This is a genomic window from Kineosporiaceae bacterium, assembly GCA_016713225.1.
In the GTDB taxonomy this organism is placed as follows: domain Bacteria; phylum Actinomycetota; class Actinomycetes; order Actinomycetales; family Kineosporiaceae; genus JADJPO01.
In genome coordinates, this window is sequence record JADJPO010000002.1 from 676,614 (window position 1) to 690,716 (window position 14,103).

General features: G+C 67.4%; 14 protein-coding genes. 9 read left to right on the forward strand and 5 right to left on the reverse strand.

Features of this window, described 5'->3' with window-relative positions; genetic code table 11:
- Nucleotides 1-503 precede the first annotated feature (503 nt).
- From IPK24_09030 to IPK24_09050, 5 genes are all read right to left on the reverse strand, one after another.
- Nucleotides 504-716, reverse strand: a complete 213-nt coding sequence (locus IPK24_09030; GenBank protein MBK8075691.1) for a hypothetical protein — start codon at nucleotides 714-716, stop codon at nucleotides 504-506.
- 310 nt (nucleotides 717-1,026) lie between these two features.
- Nucleotides 1,027-2,019: an ATP-binding cassette domain-containing protein gene (locus tag IPK24_09035; protein MBK8075692.1), complete on the reverse strand. Its 993-nt coding sequence runs from the start codon at nucleotides 2,017-2,019 to the stop codon at nucleotides 1,027-1,029.
- Nucleotides 2,016-2,852, reverse strand: a complete 837-nt coding sequence (locus IPK24_09040) for an ABC-2 family transporter protein (protein MBK8075693.1) — start codon at nucleotides 2,850-2,852, stop codon at nucleotides 2,016-2,018. The genes IPK24_09035 and IPK24_09040 overlap by 4 nt, the downstream gene beginning before the upstream one ends.
- On the reverse strand, nucleotides 2,845-3,642 hold the full coding sequence (locus tag IPK24_09045) for an ABC-2 family transporter protein (protein ID MBK8075694.1): 798 nt from the start codon (nucleotides 3,640-3,642) through the stop codon (nucleotides 2,845-2,847). Before IPK24_09045 ends, IPK24_09040 begins: the two co-directional genes overlap by 8 nt.
- A 10-nt stretch (nucleotides 3,643-3,652) precedes the next feature.
- Nucleotides 3,653-4,348 (reverse strand): HAD-IA family hydrolase, encoded by a 696-nt coding sequence (locus IPK24_09050; GenBank protein ID MBK8075695.1) that lies wholly within the window; start codon nucleotides 4,346-4,348, stop codon nucleotides 3,653-3,655.
- Nucleotides 4,349-4,705: 357 nt separating this feature from the next.
- On the opposite strand from IPK24_09050, the gene IPK24_09055 reads away from it, so the two are divergent.
- The 9 genes from IPK24_09055 (at nucleotide 4,706) to IPK24_09095 (ending at nucleotide 14,073) form a co-directional block, all read left to right on the forward strand.
- The gene (locus IPK24_09055; protein ID MBK8075696.1) at nucleotides 4,706-6,226 is read left to right on the forward strand and encodes a sugar transferase; all 1,521 of its coding nucleotides are present in this window, start codon (nucleotides 4,706-4,708) and stop codon (nucleotides 6,224-6,226) included.
- 99 nt (nucleotides 6,227-6,325) lie between these two features.
- A complete protein-coding gene (locus IPK24_09060; GenBank protein MBK8075697.1) occupies nucleotides 6,326-6,592 on the forward strand; it encodes an acyl carrier protein in 267 nt (88 codons plus the stop codon).
- A 20-nt stretch (nucleotides 6,593-6,612) separates the two neighbouring features.
- Nucleotides 6,613-8,127 carry an AMP-binding protein gene (locus IPK24_09065; GenBank protein ID MBK8075698.1) on the forward strand — a complete coding sequence of 505 codons (1,515 nt, stop codon included), beginning with the start codon at nucleotides 6,613-6,615 and terminating at the stop codon, nucleotides 8,125-8,127.
- A complete protein-coding gene (locus IPK24_09070; GenBank protein ID MBK8075699.1) occupies nucleotides 8,124-8,978 on the forward strand; it encodes a hypothetical protein in 855 nt (284 codons plus the stop codon). Before IPK24_09065 ends, IPK24_09070 begins: the two co-directional genes overlap by 4 nt.
- The gene (gene acpS, locus IPK24_09075) at nucleotides 8,975-9,385 is read left to right on the forward strand and encodes a holo-ACP synthase (protein ID MBK8075700.1); all 411 of its coding nucleotides are present in this window, start codon (nucleotides 8,975-8,977) and stop codon (nucleotides 9,383-9,385) included. Before IPK24_09070 ends, acpS begins: the two co-directional genes overlap by 4 nt.
- On the forward strand, nucleotides 9,382-9,609 hold the full coding sequence (locus IPK24_09080) for a hypothetical protein (protein ID MBK8075701.1): 228 nt from the start codon (nucleotides 9,382-9,384) through the stop codon (nucleotides 9,607-9,609). The genes acpS and IPK24_09080 overlap by 4 nt, the downstream gene beginning before the upstream one ends.
- Complete coding sequence (gene asnB / locus IPK24_09085; GenBank protein MBK8075702.1) at nucleotides 9,609-11,615, forward strand: asparagine synthase (glutamine-hydrolyzing); 2,007 nt, start codon at nucleotides 9,609-9,611, stop codon at nucleotides 11,613-11,615. The genes IPK24_09080 and asnB overlap by 1 nt, the downstream gene beginning before the upstream one ends.
- A gap of 3 nt (nucleotides 11,616-11,618) precedes the next feature.
- A complete protein-coding gene (gene nadE / locus IPK24_09090; GenBank protein ID MBK8075703.1) occupies nucleotides 11,619-12,617 on the forward strand; it encodes an NAD(+) synthase in 999 nt (332 codons plus the stop codon).
- Between the two features lie 622 nt (nucleotides 12,618-13,239).
- Nucleotides 13,240-14,073: a WecB/TagA/CpsF family glycosyltransferase gene (locus tag IPK24_09095; protein ID MBK8075704.1), complete on the forward strand. Its 834-nt coding sequence runs from the start codon at nucleotides 13,240-13,242 to the stop codon at nucleotides 14,071-14,073.
- Nucleotides 14,074-14,103: the final 30 nt, after the last annotated feature.

Below are 14,103 nucleotides of genomic sequence, written 5' to 3' on the forward strand. Positions count from 1 at the left end.
GAAGGCCGCCAGGGCCGTCTCGGTGCGATGGGTGACCGACGCCTGCGCCGACGAGGTCGTCAGGGTGGCCAGGTCGGCCACCACCGGCGCCGAGTCGCTGGTCAACCTGGGGGCATGGTCCGGGTCCAGCAGGACGCCGCTGCGGGCACCGGCCGGCAATGCGTGGGCGAACTCGGCCAGGGCGCGGCGCTGAGCGCTGAGCGCCGTCCCGCTGAGGGACGGTTCGGGGACGATCACCACTTCGAGGTCCTGGCCGCTGAGCGGGGTGACCCTGGTGGGCGTCGCATTCGCCCCGGTGCCCTGCAGTCGCAGCCCGCGGCGGAGGGCGGTGGCGGTCGAGCCCGGCGCGGTCAGCACGGCCGAGATGGTCGGCCATCGGGACTGGTCCACCCGGCTGACGCGCAGTGAGTTGTCCGGCCCCGTGGGGGCCGCCTCGGCTGCGGTTGCCGACAGCGGCAGCAGCAGTCCGAGCACCGCGGCCGCGAGGGCCGGCAGTCGCCGCCTCACCGATCGGACGGCAAAGACATGCGGATATCGCCTGTGCCGGAAGGGGTTTGGACCGGTCGATCGCGGTGACGCAGCGGCAGCAGGCGGCATCGTGACCACAGTCCGGCCATCGTGATCACATAGAGCCCGAACAACAGCCCGGCTCCGTCCAGCAGCAGCCGCCCGGCCAGTGCGATGGCCGAACCATCGACGACGTCGAACATGTTCATCCCCCGGATCGCTCCCCGGTGTTGTCCCGCCCGCGCACGCCGGCGGTGCAGGCTCCGCCGATGCGCGACGGCCTGCTCGTGTGGTCTGGTCCTCCCCGAGAGGTGATGCCCAGGTGCGCCGATACGCTCGGCCGGCTTGGCCGGCTCGCTTGGACGGTGCCCCCGCACACGTCGCCGGTCACTTCTAGTGAGTGATCCAACTCGGTGTGCGATCAGACTAAACAGACGCCGATGCTCGTGTCAGGCGAATCTCACAATGAGTGTTCGAATGATCACTAAATGCTGTTCGCCATCCGTCGTGATGGCCTGGTCACCGCGGGTCGGAGGTCGCTTCGTAGAGGCGGCGGACGACGTCCTCGATCTCTGGTTCGACGATGCTGAGGTCGCGCACCGACGCGTGCGCGCTGAGCCGGGACAGCACCTCGGCCGCGGTCACCGTGCCGGGAGCGAACGCGAAGCGATGACGCAGGCCGCCGCCCTCGGCAGCCAGCACCTGGACGCCGACCAGCCCGGACACGGCCTGGGCCAGCGAGGCATGGGGCTCGGCGAGGTCGACGACGAGCACCCGCCGGGCGCCGACCCTCATCGTCAGTCCGGCCTGGTCGCCGTCGTAGACCAGCCGGCCGCGGTCGACGACGAGCAGGCGTTCGCAGAGCCGCTCCACGTCGTCCATGTCGTGGGTGGTGAGCAGCATGGTGCGGCCGTGGCCCGAGGCGCCGATGGCGGCGTTCTCCTCGCGGAGGAAGACCCGCAGGCGCTCCTTGCTGAGCACGTCGAGTCCGACCGTGGGTTCGTCCAGGATCAGCAGTTCGGGTTCGTGCAGCAGCGCCGCGGCCAGCTCGCCGCGCATCCGTTCGCCGAGCGAGAGCTGGCGGACGGGTCGCTGCAGGAAGGCGCCCAGGTCGAGGCGGTCGACCAGCTCGTCGCGTCGCGTCGTCCAGCGCCGGGTCGGTAGGCGGTGAACCGCGGCCAGGATCGTCAGCGACTCGGCCAGGGGCAGGTCCCACCACAGCTGCGAGCGCTGACCGAAGACCACGCCGAGGTGGGCGGCCAGCTCACGTCGCTGCCGGACCGGATCGAGGCCGCACGTGCGCACCTGACCGGAGGTCGGGGTGAGGATGCCGCTCAGCATCTTGATCGTGGTCGACTTGCCGGCGCCGTTGGCCCCGATGTAGCCCACCGATTCGCCGGGGGCGACGGTGAAGCTGATCTCGTCGACCGCGCGTACCTGGCGGACGCCGCCGCGCAGCCGCCCGCCGACCCGGAACTCGCGTACCAACCGGTCCGCCTGGATGATGCTCACCCGCCACCCCCTTGATAGTGCTGTAACCCGTTGCGCCACAGGGCCAGAGCCGCTGTCACGGTGAGCCCGCCCACCGGCAGGGTGTACCAGCCGAGCCAGCCGGGGAGGCCGACCGGGCCGGTGCGGCCGAGCAGAGCGAGGGTGGGCAGGTATCCCACGAACGCGGCCGGGACCACCGCGGTGAAGAAGGCCCGGGCCGGTGCCGGCAGCACCGCGGTGGAATACGACGCCACGTACCCGCCGCCGTAGGTGAAGGCGTTGGCGACCTCGCCACCGTCCACCAGCCGGAACTGCAGGGCGCCGGCGGCGATGAACAACCCGGTGAAGATCAGGCCGCCGCCGACCACGGTCGCCGGGACCAGGGCGACCCGCGCCGGGGTCCAGTCCACCGGCGCCCGGGGCAAGGTCACGATCAGGACGACGACATAGAGCGTCAGCCGGGCCAGGCGCCTCAGCTGCACGTCGCCGAGGATCAACTGCGCGAGCACCGGGAGCGGTCGCAGCATCATCGTGTCGAGCGTGCCTGCGCGGACGATGCTCGGGATGGTGTCGAGTTGACCGGCCACCAGGTCGGCCAGGGCGAAGCCGGATCTGGCCAGCGCGAAGACGAGGAAGGACTCGACGACCCCCAGGCCACCCAGCAACGCGGTGTTGTGGAAGATCAGGTAGACCTCGACGAACTCCAACACGGCGAACGAGAGGCTGTTGAAGACCTCGAAGGCGAACGAGGTGCGGTAGGTGAGTTGCGATCGCACGCGTGAGCCGAGCAGCGCTCGGTAGGGGTGAAGGCGGCCGGGGCGCGCGGCGTCCGGTGTCGTCGACGGGTCAGCCACCCTGCACCACCAGCTTGCGGGTGGCCCGGTGCAGCACCGCGCGGCCGACGCCGAGCGTGGCCACCGCCCAGAAGGCCTGGACGGCGAGTGTGCCGAGGGCGGCCGTGCCGCTGACCCGTCCGGTGATGACGTCGATCGGGGCCTGCAGCAGGGACGGGAACGGGGTCGCGGTGGCCAGGGTGTCGAGCCAGCCGGGGAACCAGGACACCGGCACCACCAGCCCGCAGAGCAGGCTCGAGATCGCCACGTAGCTGCCGATCACACCGCGGATCTCGACCAGCCAGAACGCGGTGAGGTTGACCGCGAACCGGCAGGCGAACGAGATCACCACGGCCAGCAGGACGGACAGCGCGCCCAGCAGGTAGGGCAGGGGGTGGGCGGGGAGCGCCAGGCCGAAGAGCAGCGCCCCGATCAGCACCGGGGGCAGGCTGCGGGGCAGCAGGCTGTAGCCGGCCCGGCCGAGGTCGGTGGCCAACCAGCTCAGTTGCAGGTCGACCGGCCGCGCCAGGTCGATCGCGATGTCACCGGTGCGGACCCGCAGCGCGAGCTCGTTCCACTGGAACACGTTGACGGGGGTGATCAGGGCCTGACCCAGCCAGGCGTAGGTGATCACCTGGTGGGCGGTGTAGCCCCCGGCCGAGATGGCGCCCGCCCCGGCGACGGCCGAGGCCAGGATCGCGGCCCGGGCCAGGCCGAAGACCGAGTTGGTGAAGGCGCCGGCCACGGTCGCGAGGCGATAGGTGGCGTAGCGGTGGAAGCCGGCACGCAGGAACGCCAGATAGGCCGTCACGACATCGACCTCAGGGTCGGGTCAGGGCGAGCACCCGGTCGAGGCCGTGGTCGGGGCCGGAGGTGCGCGGCAGGATGAGCACCCGACAGCCGACCTCCCCGGCGCCCGCGTCGTCCCGCCAGTTGTCGCCCACCATCAACGCCTGGTGAGCGGGCACGTCGATCAGCTTCAACGCATGCTCGAAGATGGCGCGCTCCGGCTTGACCGCGCCCACCTCGTACGACAGCACCACGGCGTCGAACAACTCGGTCAGGCCGCACCGGTCGAGGACGTCGTGGATGTCCATCCCGATGTTGGAGACCAGGGCGGTGCGGACGCCGGCTGCGCGCAGTTCGGTCAAGGTCGGGATGGCATCGGTGTAGAGCGTCCAGAGATCGGTGACCGATGCGTACAACGCGGCGATCAGGTCGTCGTCCAGGTCGGCGAAGTGTCGATGGACCAGCTCGGAGAACACCCGGCGGTGGACGATCGGGTCGAGGTCCCGCCGGTTGTGCGGGTCGATGTCGCGTGCGCCGTCCCAGACATGGTGCAGCAGGTCGCTCAAGCGGGTCGCCCGTGGTTCACCGAGGGCTTCGGCCGCCGAGCCGTCGCGGTCGAGAGCAGCCCAGGCCAGATCGAGCCAGGCCGAGCCGTCCCCCTGGTCGACCAGGGTGCAGTGGAAGTCGAACAGCACCGCCCGGATCGAGGGGTCGGCGGGTCGCAGCATGGTGGTCTCCCTCGGCTGCCGGGCAGGCACCGGCCGGCTCGGCGGATCGGGGCGCGAGGTGCGCTCGGGCGCTTCGCAGTCACTTACTCTCTCAGACCCCGGACGGCCCCTCCGAGCGAGGCTCGGGTCAGGGGTTACAGCAGAAAGTAGCCGTTCAAACACTCTCAGTTCTATTGATCTAGGGCTTCTGACTTAACCCTCGCATGGGCATGCCTTAATTCAGCAAAGTGTCAGCACCTGGTTCGCCGACCTGCCTATAGTTCAGGCGTCGCTCGGGTGACACGACCGCCATCGGCGGGGGGATGCAAGGGATTACCGCCACTGGCGGGGGGAATCATGAAGACAGGGACGTCGAGCGTGTCCATTCTGACTCAGCCACCGGCCTCACCGGCCCATCAACTCGAAGCGGAGAGCTCTGCGCCACGCAACGTCGTCACTCGACTGACGTTGGACAGCGACGATGCTGTCGGGCCCCGGGAACTACTCAACCGGTACCGGCAGATCCTCATCGTTGCCGATGTCGGGGCTGCCCTGGTGGCCGGGGTGACCGGGCTCTTCATCCGCTTCGGCAGCGAGGCGTCCTCGCCCTACATTCTGTTCAGCCTGCTCGCCCCGGTGTTGTGGGTGGCCTCGGTGGCCATTCAGCGGGGCTATGAGAATCGCTATCTGGGCACCGGGCCGGAGGAGTACCGCCGGCTGGCCGATGCGACCCTCTTCCTGTTCGCGGTGACGGCGGCGTCCTCATTTGTGATCAAGGGCGATCTCTCCCGCGGTTACGTCATGATCGCGTTGCCGATGGCGCTGTTCCTGAGTTTCGTGTTGCGCCGGCGGATGCGCGCCTGGTTGTTCAAGCGTCGGTTGGCCGGGCAGGGCCTGAACCGGGTGCTGGTCGTCGGCCGGGCCGATGCCGCGGCGCATCTGGTCGAGCAGCTCGATCGTGAGCCCTGGCACGGGCTGGTCTCGGTGGGGGTGTGCATCCCGGCCTCGCCCGAGGGGGCACCTGTGGCCCAGAACGCCGAACCCGGTCAAGAGGCGACGGCCGGCATCGTGGACGAGATCATGGCGGCCGTGTCGCAGTTGCGCGCCGGGGTGGTGGCGGTGGCCTCTCACCCGGACCTGTCGGGGCATGCCCTGCGTCGTCTGGCCTGGCAGCTCGAGGAACGTGGCGTCGAACTGATCGTCTCGCCCGGGATCGTCGAGGTGGCCGGCCCGCGGCTGTCCATCCGGCCGGTGGCCGGGCTGTCGCTGCTGCACCTCGATCGACCGGTGACCCAGGGCGGGCGGATGCTGGTCAAGGGCGTGCTCGACCGGACGCTGGGTGCCGGGCTGTTGCTCGCGACCTCGCCGGTGCTGCTGGTGGCCGCCCTGGCGGTCAAGCTGACCTCGCCCGGGCCGGTGATCTTCCGCCAGACCCGGGTCGGGGTGGGTGGCAAGCCGTTCCAGATGCTGAAGTTCCGCTCCATGGTGGCCGACGCCGAGCAGCGCCGCGCCGAGCTGGAGGAGCTCAACGAGAACGATGGCCTACTCTTCAAGATCCGGAATGACCCCCGGGTGACCCGGGTGGGTGCGGTGCTGCGCCGCTACTCCCTCGACGAGCTGCCGCAGTTGTGGAACGTCGTGCGTGGCGACATGTCCCTGGTTGGGCCTCGGCCGCCCCTGCCGCAGGAGGTGGCCGCGTACGACAGCGACGCCACCCGGCGGCTGCGGGTGCGCCCGGGGCTGACGGGACTGTGGCAGGTGAGTGGTCGCAGCGACCTCACGTGGGAAGAGTCGTTGCGACTCGACCTGCGCTATGTGGACAACTGGAACTTCTGGCTCGACGTCGCCATCTTGTGGCGTACCTGGCGTGCCGTGGTCGGGCGAAGCGGCGCCTACTGAGTGTGTGTGCGGGTGGGCCATCTGTGGGACTGCCCCACTAGGCCTCCCCCAGGTGAAGCAACATGAGTGAACCAATAGGCGCTGACGTGAGGGGCTGTTATGAATGTCGAGATCCGAGCTGATCTGATCGAGTTCGTGGTCACGAACTACCTCTTCGGTGATGTTTCGCGTACCCCCAAGGACGAGGAGGCCTTGGTCGAGAGCGGCATCATCGACTCGACGGGCATTCTCGAGCTCATCGAGTTCCTCGAGTCCCACTTCGACATTGAGGTGACGGAGGCAGAGACGGTGCCTGCGAACCTGGGCAGCATCGCGGCCCTCACCGGATTCGTTGCGGGCAAGCGCGTTGCGCTGCCGAGTCTCTAGGCGCTCTCGAGGGCGTGACAGTGACTTCTTCGGGGGAGAACACAGCCGACCACCTCTTGGCTCAGGCTGCGCCAGGCGACATCGCGCTGGTCGAGGGGCAGTTTCGGCACACTTACGCTGACCTAGGCCGGGCCGCAGGGCGGATCGCCGCGGAGCTGCAGCTGCTCCAACTGGCGCCAGGTTCTCGGGTGGCCATCCTCGGCCCCAACTCTCTGCTCTGGGTCGCTGGGTATCTGGCGATCATGAAGCTGGGTCACGTTGCGGTGCCGTTGTCGGACAAGCTGACCCCCGACAGTGTGCGGCGTAACGCCGACCTCGTCGGATGCGTTGCCGTGGTGGTCGATCGGCGTGTGCTGCGGCGATTCCCGGACGTCTTCGCAGAACCGGTCGCGGTGGTGACCGACGCAGTGTTGCTCGACGAGGGCACGGTGTACTGGCCGGATCCCGAGCCGGTCGATCCCGACACTGACGCCGTCCTGATGTTCACCTCGGGCTCGACAGCCCAGCCCAAGGCGGTCCGCGTGACCCACCGGAACATCCAGGCCAATACCGCCTCGATCGTGGAGTACCTGGGCTTGCGTGGCGATGACCGGGTCCTGGTGATCCTTCCCTTCTACTACTGCTACGGCGCATCGCTCCTGCACACCCACCTGCGCGCAGGTGGTCGCATCGTCCTGTGCAACTCCTTCGTGTTCCCGGAAACCGCACTCGATCAGTTGGAGCGCGAGGAATGCACCGTCCTCGCCGGCGTGCCTTCCTCCTTCCAGCTGCTGCTGAGGGCAGCGACGTTCGCCAGCCGAGAACTGGCGTCACTGCGCATCATCCAGCAGGCGGGAGGGAAGTTGCCGCAGGTTCTGGTCGAGGAGCTCACCGCAGCCCAGCCGAACGCCCGGTTGTTCGTCATGTACGGCCAGACCGAGGCGACTGCGAGGCTGTCCTATCTCCCTCCAGAAAGGCTGTGGGAGAAGCAGGGTTCGATTGGCCGGGGGATCCCCGGAGTGACACTGTCGGTGCTCGGCGAGGACTGGCAGCCGGTGGCCCCGGGGCAGCCTGGAGAGATCTACGCGCGCGGTGCGAGCGTCACCGCGGGGTACTACGGCGATCCGGTCGGCACGGCCGAGAAGTACACCGAGCATGGCCTGCGCACCGGTGACATCGCCGTCCTCGACGATGAGGGGTTCATCTACCTCGTCGATCGGCGGGACGACTTCATCAAGTCCTGGGGTTATCGGGTGTCCAGCCAGGAGATCGAGGCGTGTGTGCTGCGCATGGACCGCCTGGTCTCGGCAGCTGCTGTCGGTGTATCGGATCATGAGGCGGGCGAGGCGATCTGCCTGTTCGTGGTCGGCCGCCCCGGTGAGCAGGTGTCCGAGGCTGATGTGCTCGCTTTCTGCCGTTCGCAGCTGTCGGCGCACATGGTGCCGCGATCCGTGATCGTGGTGAGCGCGTTGCCTCTCACGGCCAACGGCAAGGTGGCCAAGCCACGGCTGCGGGAGCTCGCCTCGGCTTCGACCCCCGAAGGAGCACACGCATGACACAACTGACTCGAGCGCGCGTCTCTCTGTCGATCTCAGTGGTCGTGGTGATGGTGGCCGCGGCCCTGTGGTGGACCGTGAGTCGCGACCAAGGGGAGACATCGATGCCCAACAACGCTGCGCCGGCGGATGTCTCGGCCGGCGACCTGGCCACGGCCTCGACGGCGCGTGTGTTCTTCGGCCATCAGTCGGTGGGGATGAACGTGCTCGAGGGTCTGCCCGCCCTCTACGCAGACCATGGGATGCCGGCGCCCCGAATCGAGCAGGGCCGTCGTCCCCTCACGACTCCAGGTGGATTCGTCGAGCACGACTATCTCGGGGTGAACGAACAACCGCTCGGCAAGATCCAGGACTTCGATCAAGCGTTGCGGAGCGGTCTCGCCGAGCACATCGATATCGCGATGATGAAGCTCTGCTACATCGATTTTCGCACCGACACTGACGTCGATGCTCTCTTCGCCGCATACCGCGACACGGTGGAGGCGCTGGAGCGGGACTTCCCTGACATCACAGTCGTCAAGGCGACGGTGCCGCTGATGACCGATCGTCGCGGGCTCTCCCAGCTCAAGGCCCGCCTCTCGGGGAATGACCGGTTCGGGCCGGCCGAGAACGTCGCCCGAGAGCGTTTCAACACCCTCGTCCGCGAGCGATACGCCGGTGATCACCTCTTTGACGTGGCCGCTGCCGAGTCCACGGCTCCTGACGGGTCCCGCTCGGGCGGCCGCCACGACGGGCAGGACTACTTCGCCCTGTACGACGGCTACGCCTCAGACCCGGGACATCTCAACGCGCAAGGCGCGAAGGTGGCGGCGGGAACCTGGGTTCGTGTGGTCGCCGGGGCTATCCGGTGACCGGGCCGACGATGCAGACCAGGACAGGAACCGACATCGTGGCTGTGGCGCGGATCGAGGACTTGGTGCGGGCGCGGGGAGATACGTTTCTTCGCAAGTGGTTCACGCCACGAGAGATCGCCTACTGCATGGGTAAGTTCCGGCCTGGACTGCACCTCGCCGCTCGATTTGCAGGCAAAGAAGCCGTTCTCAAGGCGCTGCCCGTGGCATGGACCGGCCCCATCCCTTGGCGATCGATCGAGATCGTCAATGAGGCCGACGGCCGGCCGGTGGTGACCTTGGGTGGGCTCGTCGGCGTGGCTGCGCGGCAGGCCAGGGCACACGACCTCCAGGTGTCCCTGTCGCACTGCGACGACTACGCCACGGCGGTAGCGCTGGTACAGGTTGCCGGGGAGGGCGCGCGGTGACGGCCGAGAAGGAGGTGCGCTCCGTCCTCGAACGGTTCGCACAGATGCGGCCGTCGAACGAGGACCGAGAGCTGAATGCGGTCACGCTGGCGCTGCTGCTGGAGGACGTCTTCGGGGTAGTGCTGCGGGACGAGGACATGGACCTCGACCTCCTGACTGACGCCTCGGCCGTTGCGGCGTTACTCGAGGCTCGCGGGGCTGTGCGCCAAGGGGTGAGTGGCTGATGTGCGGGATCTGCGGCGTGGTGAGCACAGCTGGGCCCCCTGACCTCGCCCTGCTCCGCCGGATGACCGGTCGGTTGGGGCACCGCGGACCTGACAGCTGGGGTTACTACCGGGATGAGCGGGCAGCCCTCGGGCACACGCGACTGGCCATTGTCGACACCGTCGGCGGGGCGCAGCCGTTGTGCAACGAGGACGAGACCCTCTGGACAGCTTTCAACGGCGAGATCTTCAACTACGTCGAGCTGGCCGCCGAGCTTCGTGGTCGTGGTCACACCTTCCGCACCGCGAGCGATACCGAGGTCATCGTGCACGCGTGGGAGGAATGGGGGCCGGGGTGCTTCTCACGGTTCAACGGGCAATGGTCCATTGCCTTGTGGGACACGCGGGAACGCCGGCTGATCCTGTCGAGGGATCGGCTGGGGGTCAGGCCGCTGTACTACACCCGGACTGCGAACCGGTTTCTGTTCGCCTCCGAGGTCAAAGCCCTCTTCGCCGATCCGGTGGTGACCCGGGAGCTCGACCCGTCGGGTTTGGAGCAGATCCTGACCTACTGGTCGACGGTGGCGCCGACGACGCCTTTCCGGGGGGTCCGGCAGGTGCCGCCGGGTCACTATGCCGTTCTGGACGCCACCGGCGCTTGGCACTCCCAGCCCTATTGGGCGGCGGACTTCCCCTCGAGAGGGGCCGAGCCCTCCCAAGACGTGGAGGAGAACACCGAGGAACTGCGCCGGCGGATCGTCGAGGCAGCAAGGCTGCGCTTCCTGCGGAGTGACGTGCCCGTCGGGGCCTACCTCTCTGGTGGTATCGACTCGTCCATCACGGCTGCGGTGGTTGCGCGCTACACCTCGGCACCCCTGCACACCTTCTCGCTTCGATTCTCCGATGCCGATTTCGATGAAGGCCGCTACCAGAAACAGATGTCCGCCATCCTGGGAACGGAGCACGAGGACGTCGTCGTGAGTCCTTCGGACATCGCCGCGATCTTCCCCGACGTCATCCGGCACACCGAGACGCCGATCCTGCGGGCGGCTCCCGCGCCCCTCTTCCTGCTGTCAAGACTCGTGCGGGACAACGGTTTCAAGGTGGTGGTCACCGGCGAGGGTGCCGATGAGGTCCTGGCCGGTTACGACATCTTCCGGGAGGCCAGGGTCCGCCAGTTCTGGGCACGTGACCCAGCCTCGGCCAAACGCTCACGGGCTTCGGAGCTTCTCTACCCCTGGATGTCTCGCTCGCCCGGGAAGACCCCTGCCTTCGCCCGCAGCTTCTTCGGCCGCAACTTGGACGTCGGTGACGCGGCCATGTCGCATCGGCCACGGTGGGACTCGACCGCGATGCTCGAGAGTCTTCTGGCAGCTCCGATGCGCGAAGAGATCAAGGCTTCGGGCTCGCCGGACGTCGTCGCGGGTATGCCCTCCGGCGCCGCGGACTGGGATCTCCTTGCTCGTGGGCAATGGCTCGAGATGACGACGCTGCTCCCCGGGTACATCCTGTCGTCGCAAGGGGACCGGATGCTGATGGCGAACTCGGTCGAGGGTCGGTTCCCCTTTCTCGACCGGGATGTCGTGGACTTTGCCAATGCCCTGCCTGCTCAGCACAAGCTGTTCGGCCTGGAGGAGAAGTACCTGCTCAAGCGTGCGTTCGCAGATCTGCTTCCAGAGGAGATCCTGCACCGGCCGAAGCAACCGTACCGAGCGCCGGACGCAGCGAGCTTCTTCACGACCGGCCGCCCCGACTGGTTCGACGAGATCACGTCCGAGCGCGCTGTCCGCGACGCCGGGGTTTTCGATGCTGCGTTGGTCAGGGGACTGGTCGACAAGTGCGCCCGCACCCGTGGGCAGAACATGAGCAACACCGACAACATGCGTGTGCTGGCAGTCATCTCGACCCAGCTGACCCACGCCCTATTCGTCGCTGGCCATGGGTCGGCGTCCGAGCCGGTGACTGTCGACCCCCTGGTTGCTGTCGACCGGATGGCACTTGCCTCGACCTATGACAGGAGTCAGTGAGCGATGAGCACCTCAGCGGTTTCGTTCGGACCTACGAGCCTGGCGATCGACGCGGAGCAGGAGACGGCGAAGATCTCGTCGAGCCTGAACGCCTACCTGGCCCGTACCCGCCGCCGCGGAATCGTGGTGGCTCTCTCGGGCGGCATCGACTCGAGCGTGGTGGCGGCACTCTGCGTGCGGGCGCTCGGTCCGAATCGGGTCTTCGGACTGCACATGCCCGAGCGCGAGTCGTCCTCGGACACCTTGGTCTTCAGCCGGATGCTGTCCGATTCGCTCGGGATCGACTCCACGCTCGAGGAGCTGTCGCCCATCCTCGAGGCCTCGGGCTGCTACACCCGCCGGGACGAGGCGATCAGGTTGGTCTGCCCCGAGTACGGTCAGGGATACTCCTCGAAGATCGTGCTGCCGAGCGTCGTCGACTCCGACACCTTCCGGCTGTACTCGGTTGTCGTGCAGGCGCCCGACGGCACGCAAACCAAGCATCGGCTGCCGCACGAGGCCTACCTCGGAATCGTCGCGGCGACCAACTTCAAGCAGCGGGTCCGAAAGATGCTGGAGTACTACCATGCCGATCGACTGAACTACGTCGTGTCCGGTACGCCGAACCGGTTGGAGTACGACCAGGGCTTCTTCGTGAAGCTGGGCGACGGCTCAGCGGATGTCAAGCCAATCGCCCACCTGTACAAGTCGCAGGTGTATGCGCTTGCCGAGCACCTGGGTGTTCCGGAGGCCATCCGTACCCGGCCGTCGACGACCGACACCTACTCGCTGCCGCAGTCACAGGAGGAGTTCTACTTCTCGCTGCCGCACGACCGGATGGACTTGTGCTTGTACGGGAAGAACAACGGCGTCCCGCTGGAGGAAGTGGCAGTGGCCACCGGGCTCACCGCACAGCAGGTGGAACGCGTGTATCACGACATCGACGGCAAGCGCCGGACGACGGGATACCTGCATTTCGCTCCCCAACTGGTCCAGCCGGTCGAGGAGATCGTCGGCTCGTGACGAGCCGGTAACCGTATCTCTGCGAGACCCGAACGAATTCTGACGCCCGGGCAACAGCGGCTTGCCCGGGCGTCTTCGTGCCCGCGCAGCCCCAGACCGGCGTGGTGGCTGAGCGACCGTCCCTCCGCTTCTCGGTCTCGGGCCGCGACTCACGCTGCCCCGCCGTCCTCCTCGTGCGACCGGCACGTGAGTCACTTACTAACTCTGAGTAGAGAATTGGTGACGATATGAGACAGGTTCGGACCGGCCTTTCCGCTGAGTTCCAGTGGCCAGGATTTCGTCTCCAGTCCGGATCGATGAGCTTCTTCCACCGTCCGTGAGGGCCTCTATACGCAATGTGATTCATTCCCCTCTCTGGCTGACAGGATCGGTGTCGCTTCCCCGGAACCCCTGACACGCAACGGGTTCCGATAGAAAATGGTTATGGCACCCGATCCAATCCTTGGGGCCAAGTGCGCCGAGCACGCACCTGAATGTCGAGGGGTGAAGCATGACGCGAACTTGGGGCTTTTCGAAGCGGGCGCCCGATCAAGTTCCGTCGTCGGCTGGCGAACAGTTGATGGCAGGGCCATCGCCGGAGACCGATCTCGTCATCGATCTCCGCGCACCATCCGGTGCCCAGGTGACCGGGTTGCGCCGCGTGCTGCTCGGTGGCTGCGCGGTCGACCTGGTCATGGCCGATGACCTGTGGCGCCTCATGGATGGGCATCTCGGGCGTCCCCGAGGCACCGGGTGTCTCCTCGTGGCGTCAGCCAATCTCGATCACTTGGCCCACTTCGGCGAGCTGGTCGATGGGGACGACATGGACCCTGGCCACATGGACGATTGGCTCGTCCTTCTCGACGGCATCCCTTTGGTGCAGGTCGCGCGGCGACTGACGGGTACCGCCTATCCGCGACTGGCCGGAGCCGACCTCCTGCCGGACTTCCTCGGCCTGGCCGAGTCTCGTCAGTCATCGGTCGCCGTTCTCGGTGGAAGTCCGGCGCTGCGCGAGCCGTTGGCTGCCGCGATGGCTCGTCAGCGGCCGCGGTTGAACCTCGCCTGTCATCTGACACCTTCCCGAGAAGATCTCCTGGACGAACAGGCCTGTCGGCGGATACAGCAGGAACTGGCCTCGCATCGTGTGGACCTGCTCGTGGTTGCGCTCGGGAAGCCCCTGCAAGAGCAGTGGATGGCCAAGTACGCGAACGGAACCGGGGCGCTCGTGGCCGTGGCGTTCGGTGCTGCCGTCGACTTCATGGCGGGCACGATTCCGCGGGCACCGAGGTGGATGCGTGATCATGGATTGGAGTGGGCTTATCGTCTCGCCCGGGAGCCCCGTCGACTGTCGCGTCGGTATCTCGTCCAGAGCCCTCGGGCGTTGCGCATGTTGTACGCCAACAGCGCCATTCCGGCGTTGCCCCGGCCGGCAGCCGATCCACAGCCTGCGGAGCCTCGAATCCGGGCTGATCAGTAGGGCGATCCAGCTACATCCGCTGAGCGCGTG

Coding starts and splice junctions, on each gene's coding strand:
- IPK24_09030 (MBK8075691.1), bottom strand. CDS start 716: ATGAACATGTTCGACGTCGTCGATGGTTCGGCCATCGCACTGGCCGGG.
- IPK24_09050 (MBK8075695.1), bottom strand. CDS start 4,348: ATGCTGCGACCCGCCGACCCCTCGATCCGGGCGGTGCTGTTCGACTTC.
- IPK24_09060 (MBK8075697.1), top strand. CDS start 6,326: ATGAATGTCGAGATCCGAGCTGATCTGATCGAGTTCGTGGTCACGAAC.
- IPK24_09070 (MBK8075699.1), top strand. CDS start 8,124: ATGACACAACTGACTCGAGCGCGCGTCTCTCTGTCGATCTCAGTGGTC.
- asnB (MBK8075702.1), top strand. CDS start 9,609: ATGTGCGGGATCTGCGGCGTGGTGAGCACAGCTGGGCCCCCTGACCTC.
- nadE (MBK8075703.1), top strand. CDS start 11,619: ATGAGCACCTCAGCGGTTTCGTTCGGACCTACGAGCCTGGCGATCGAC.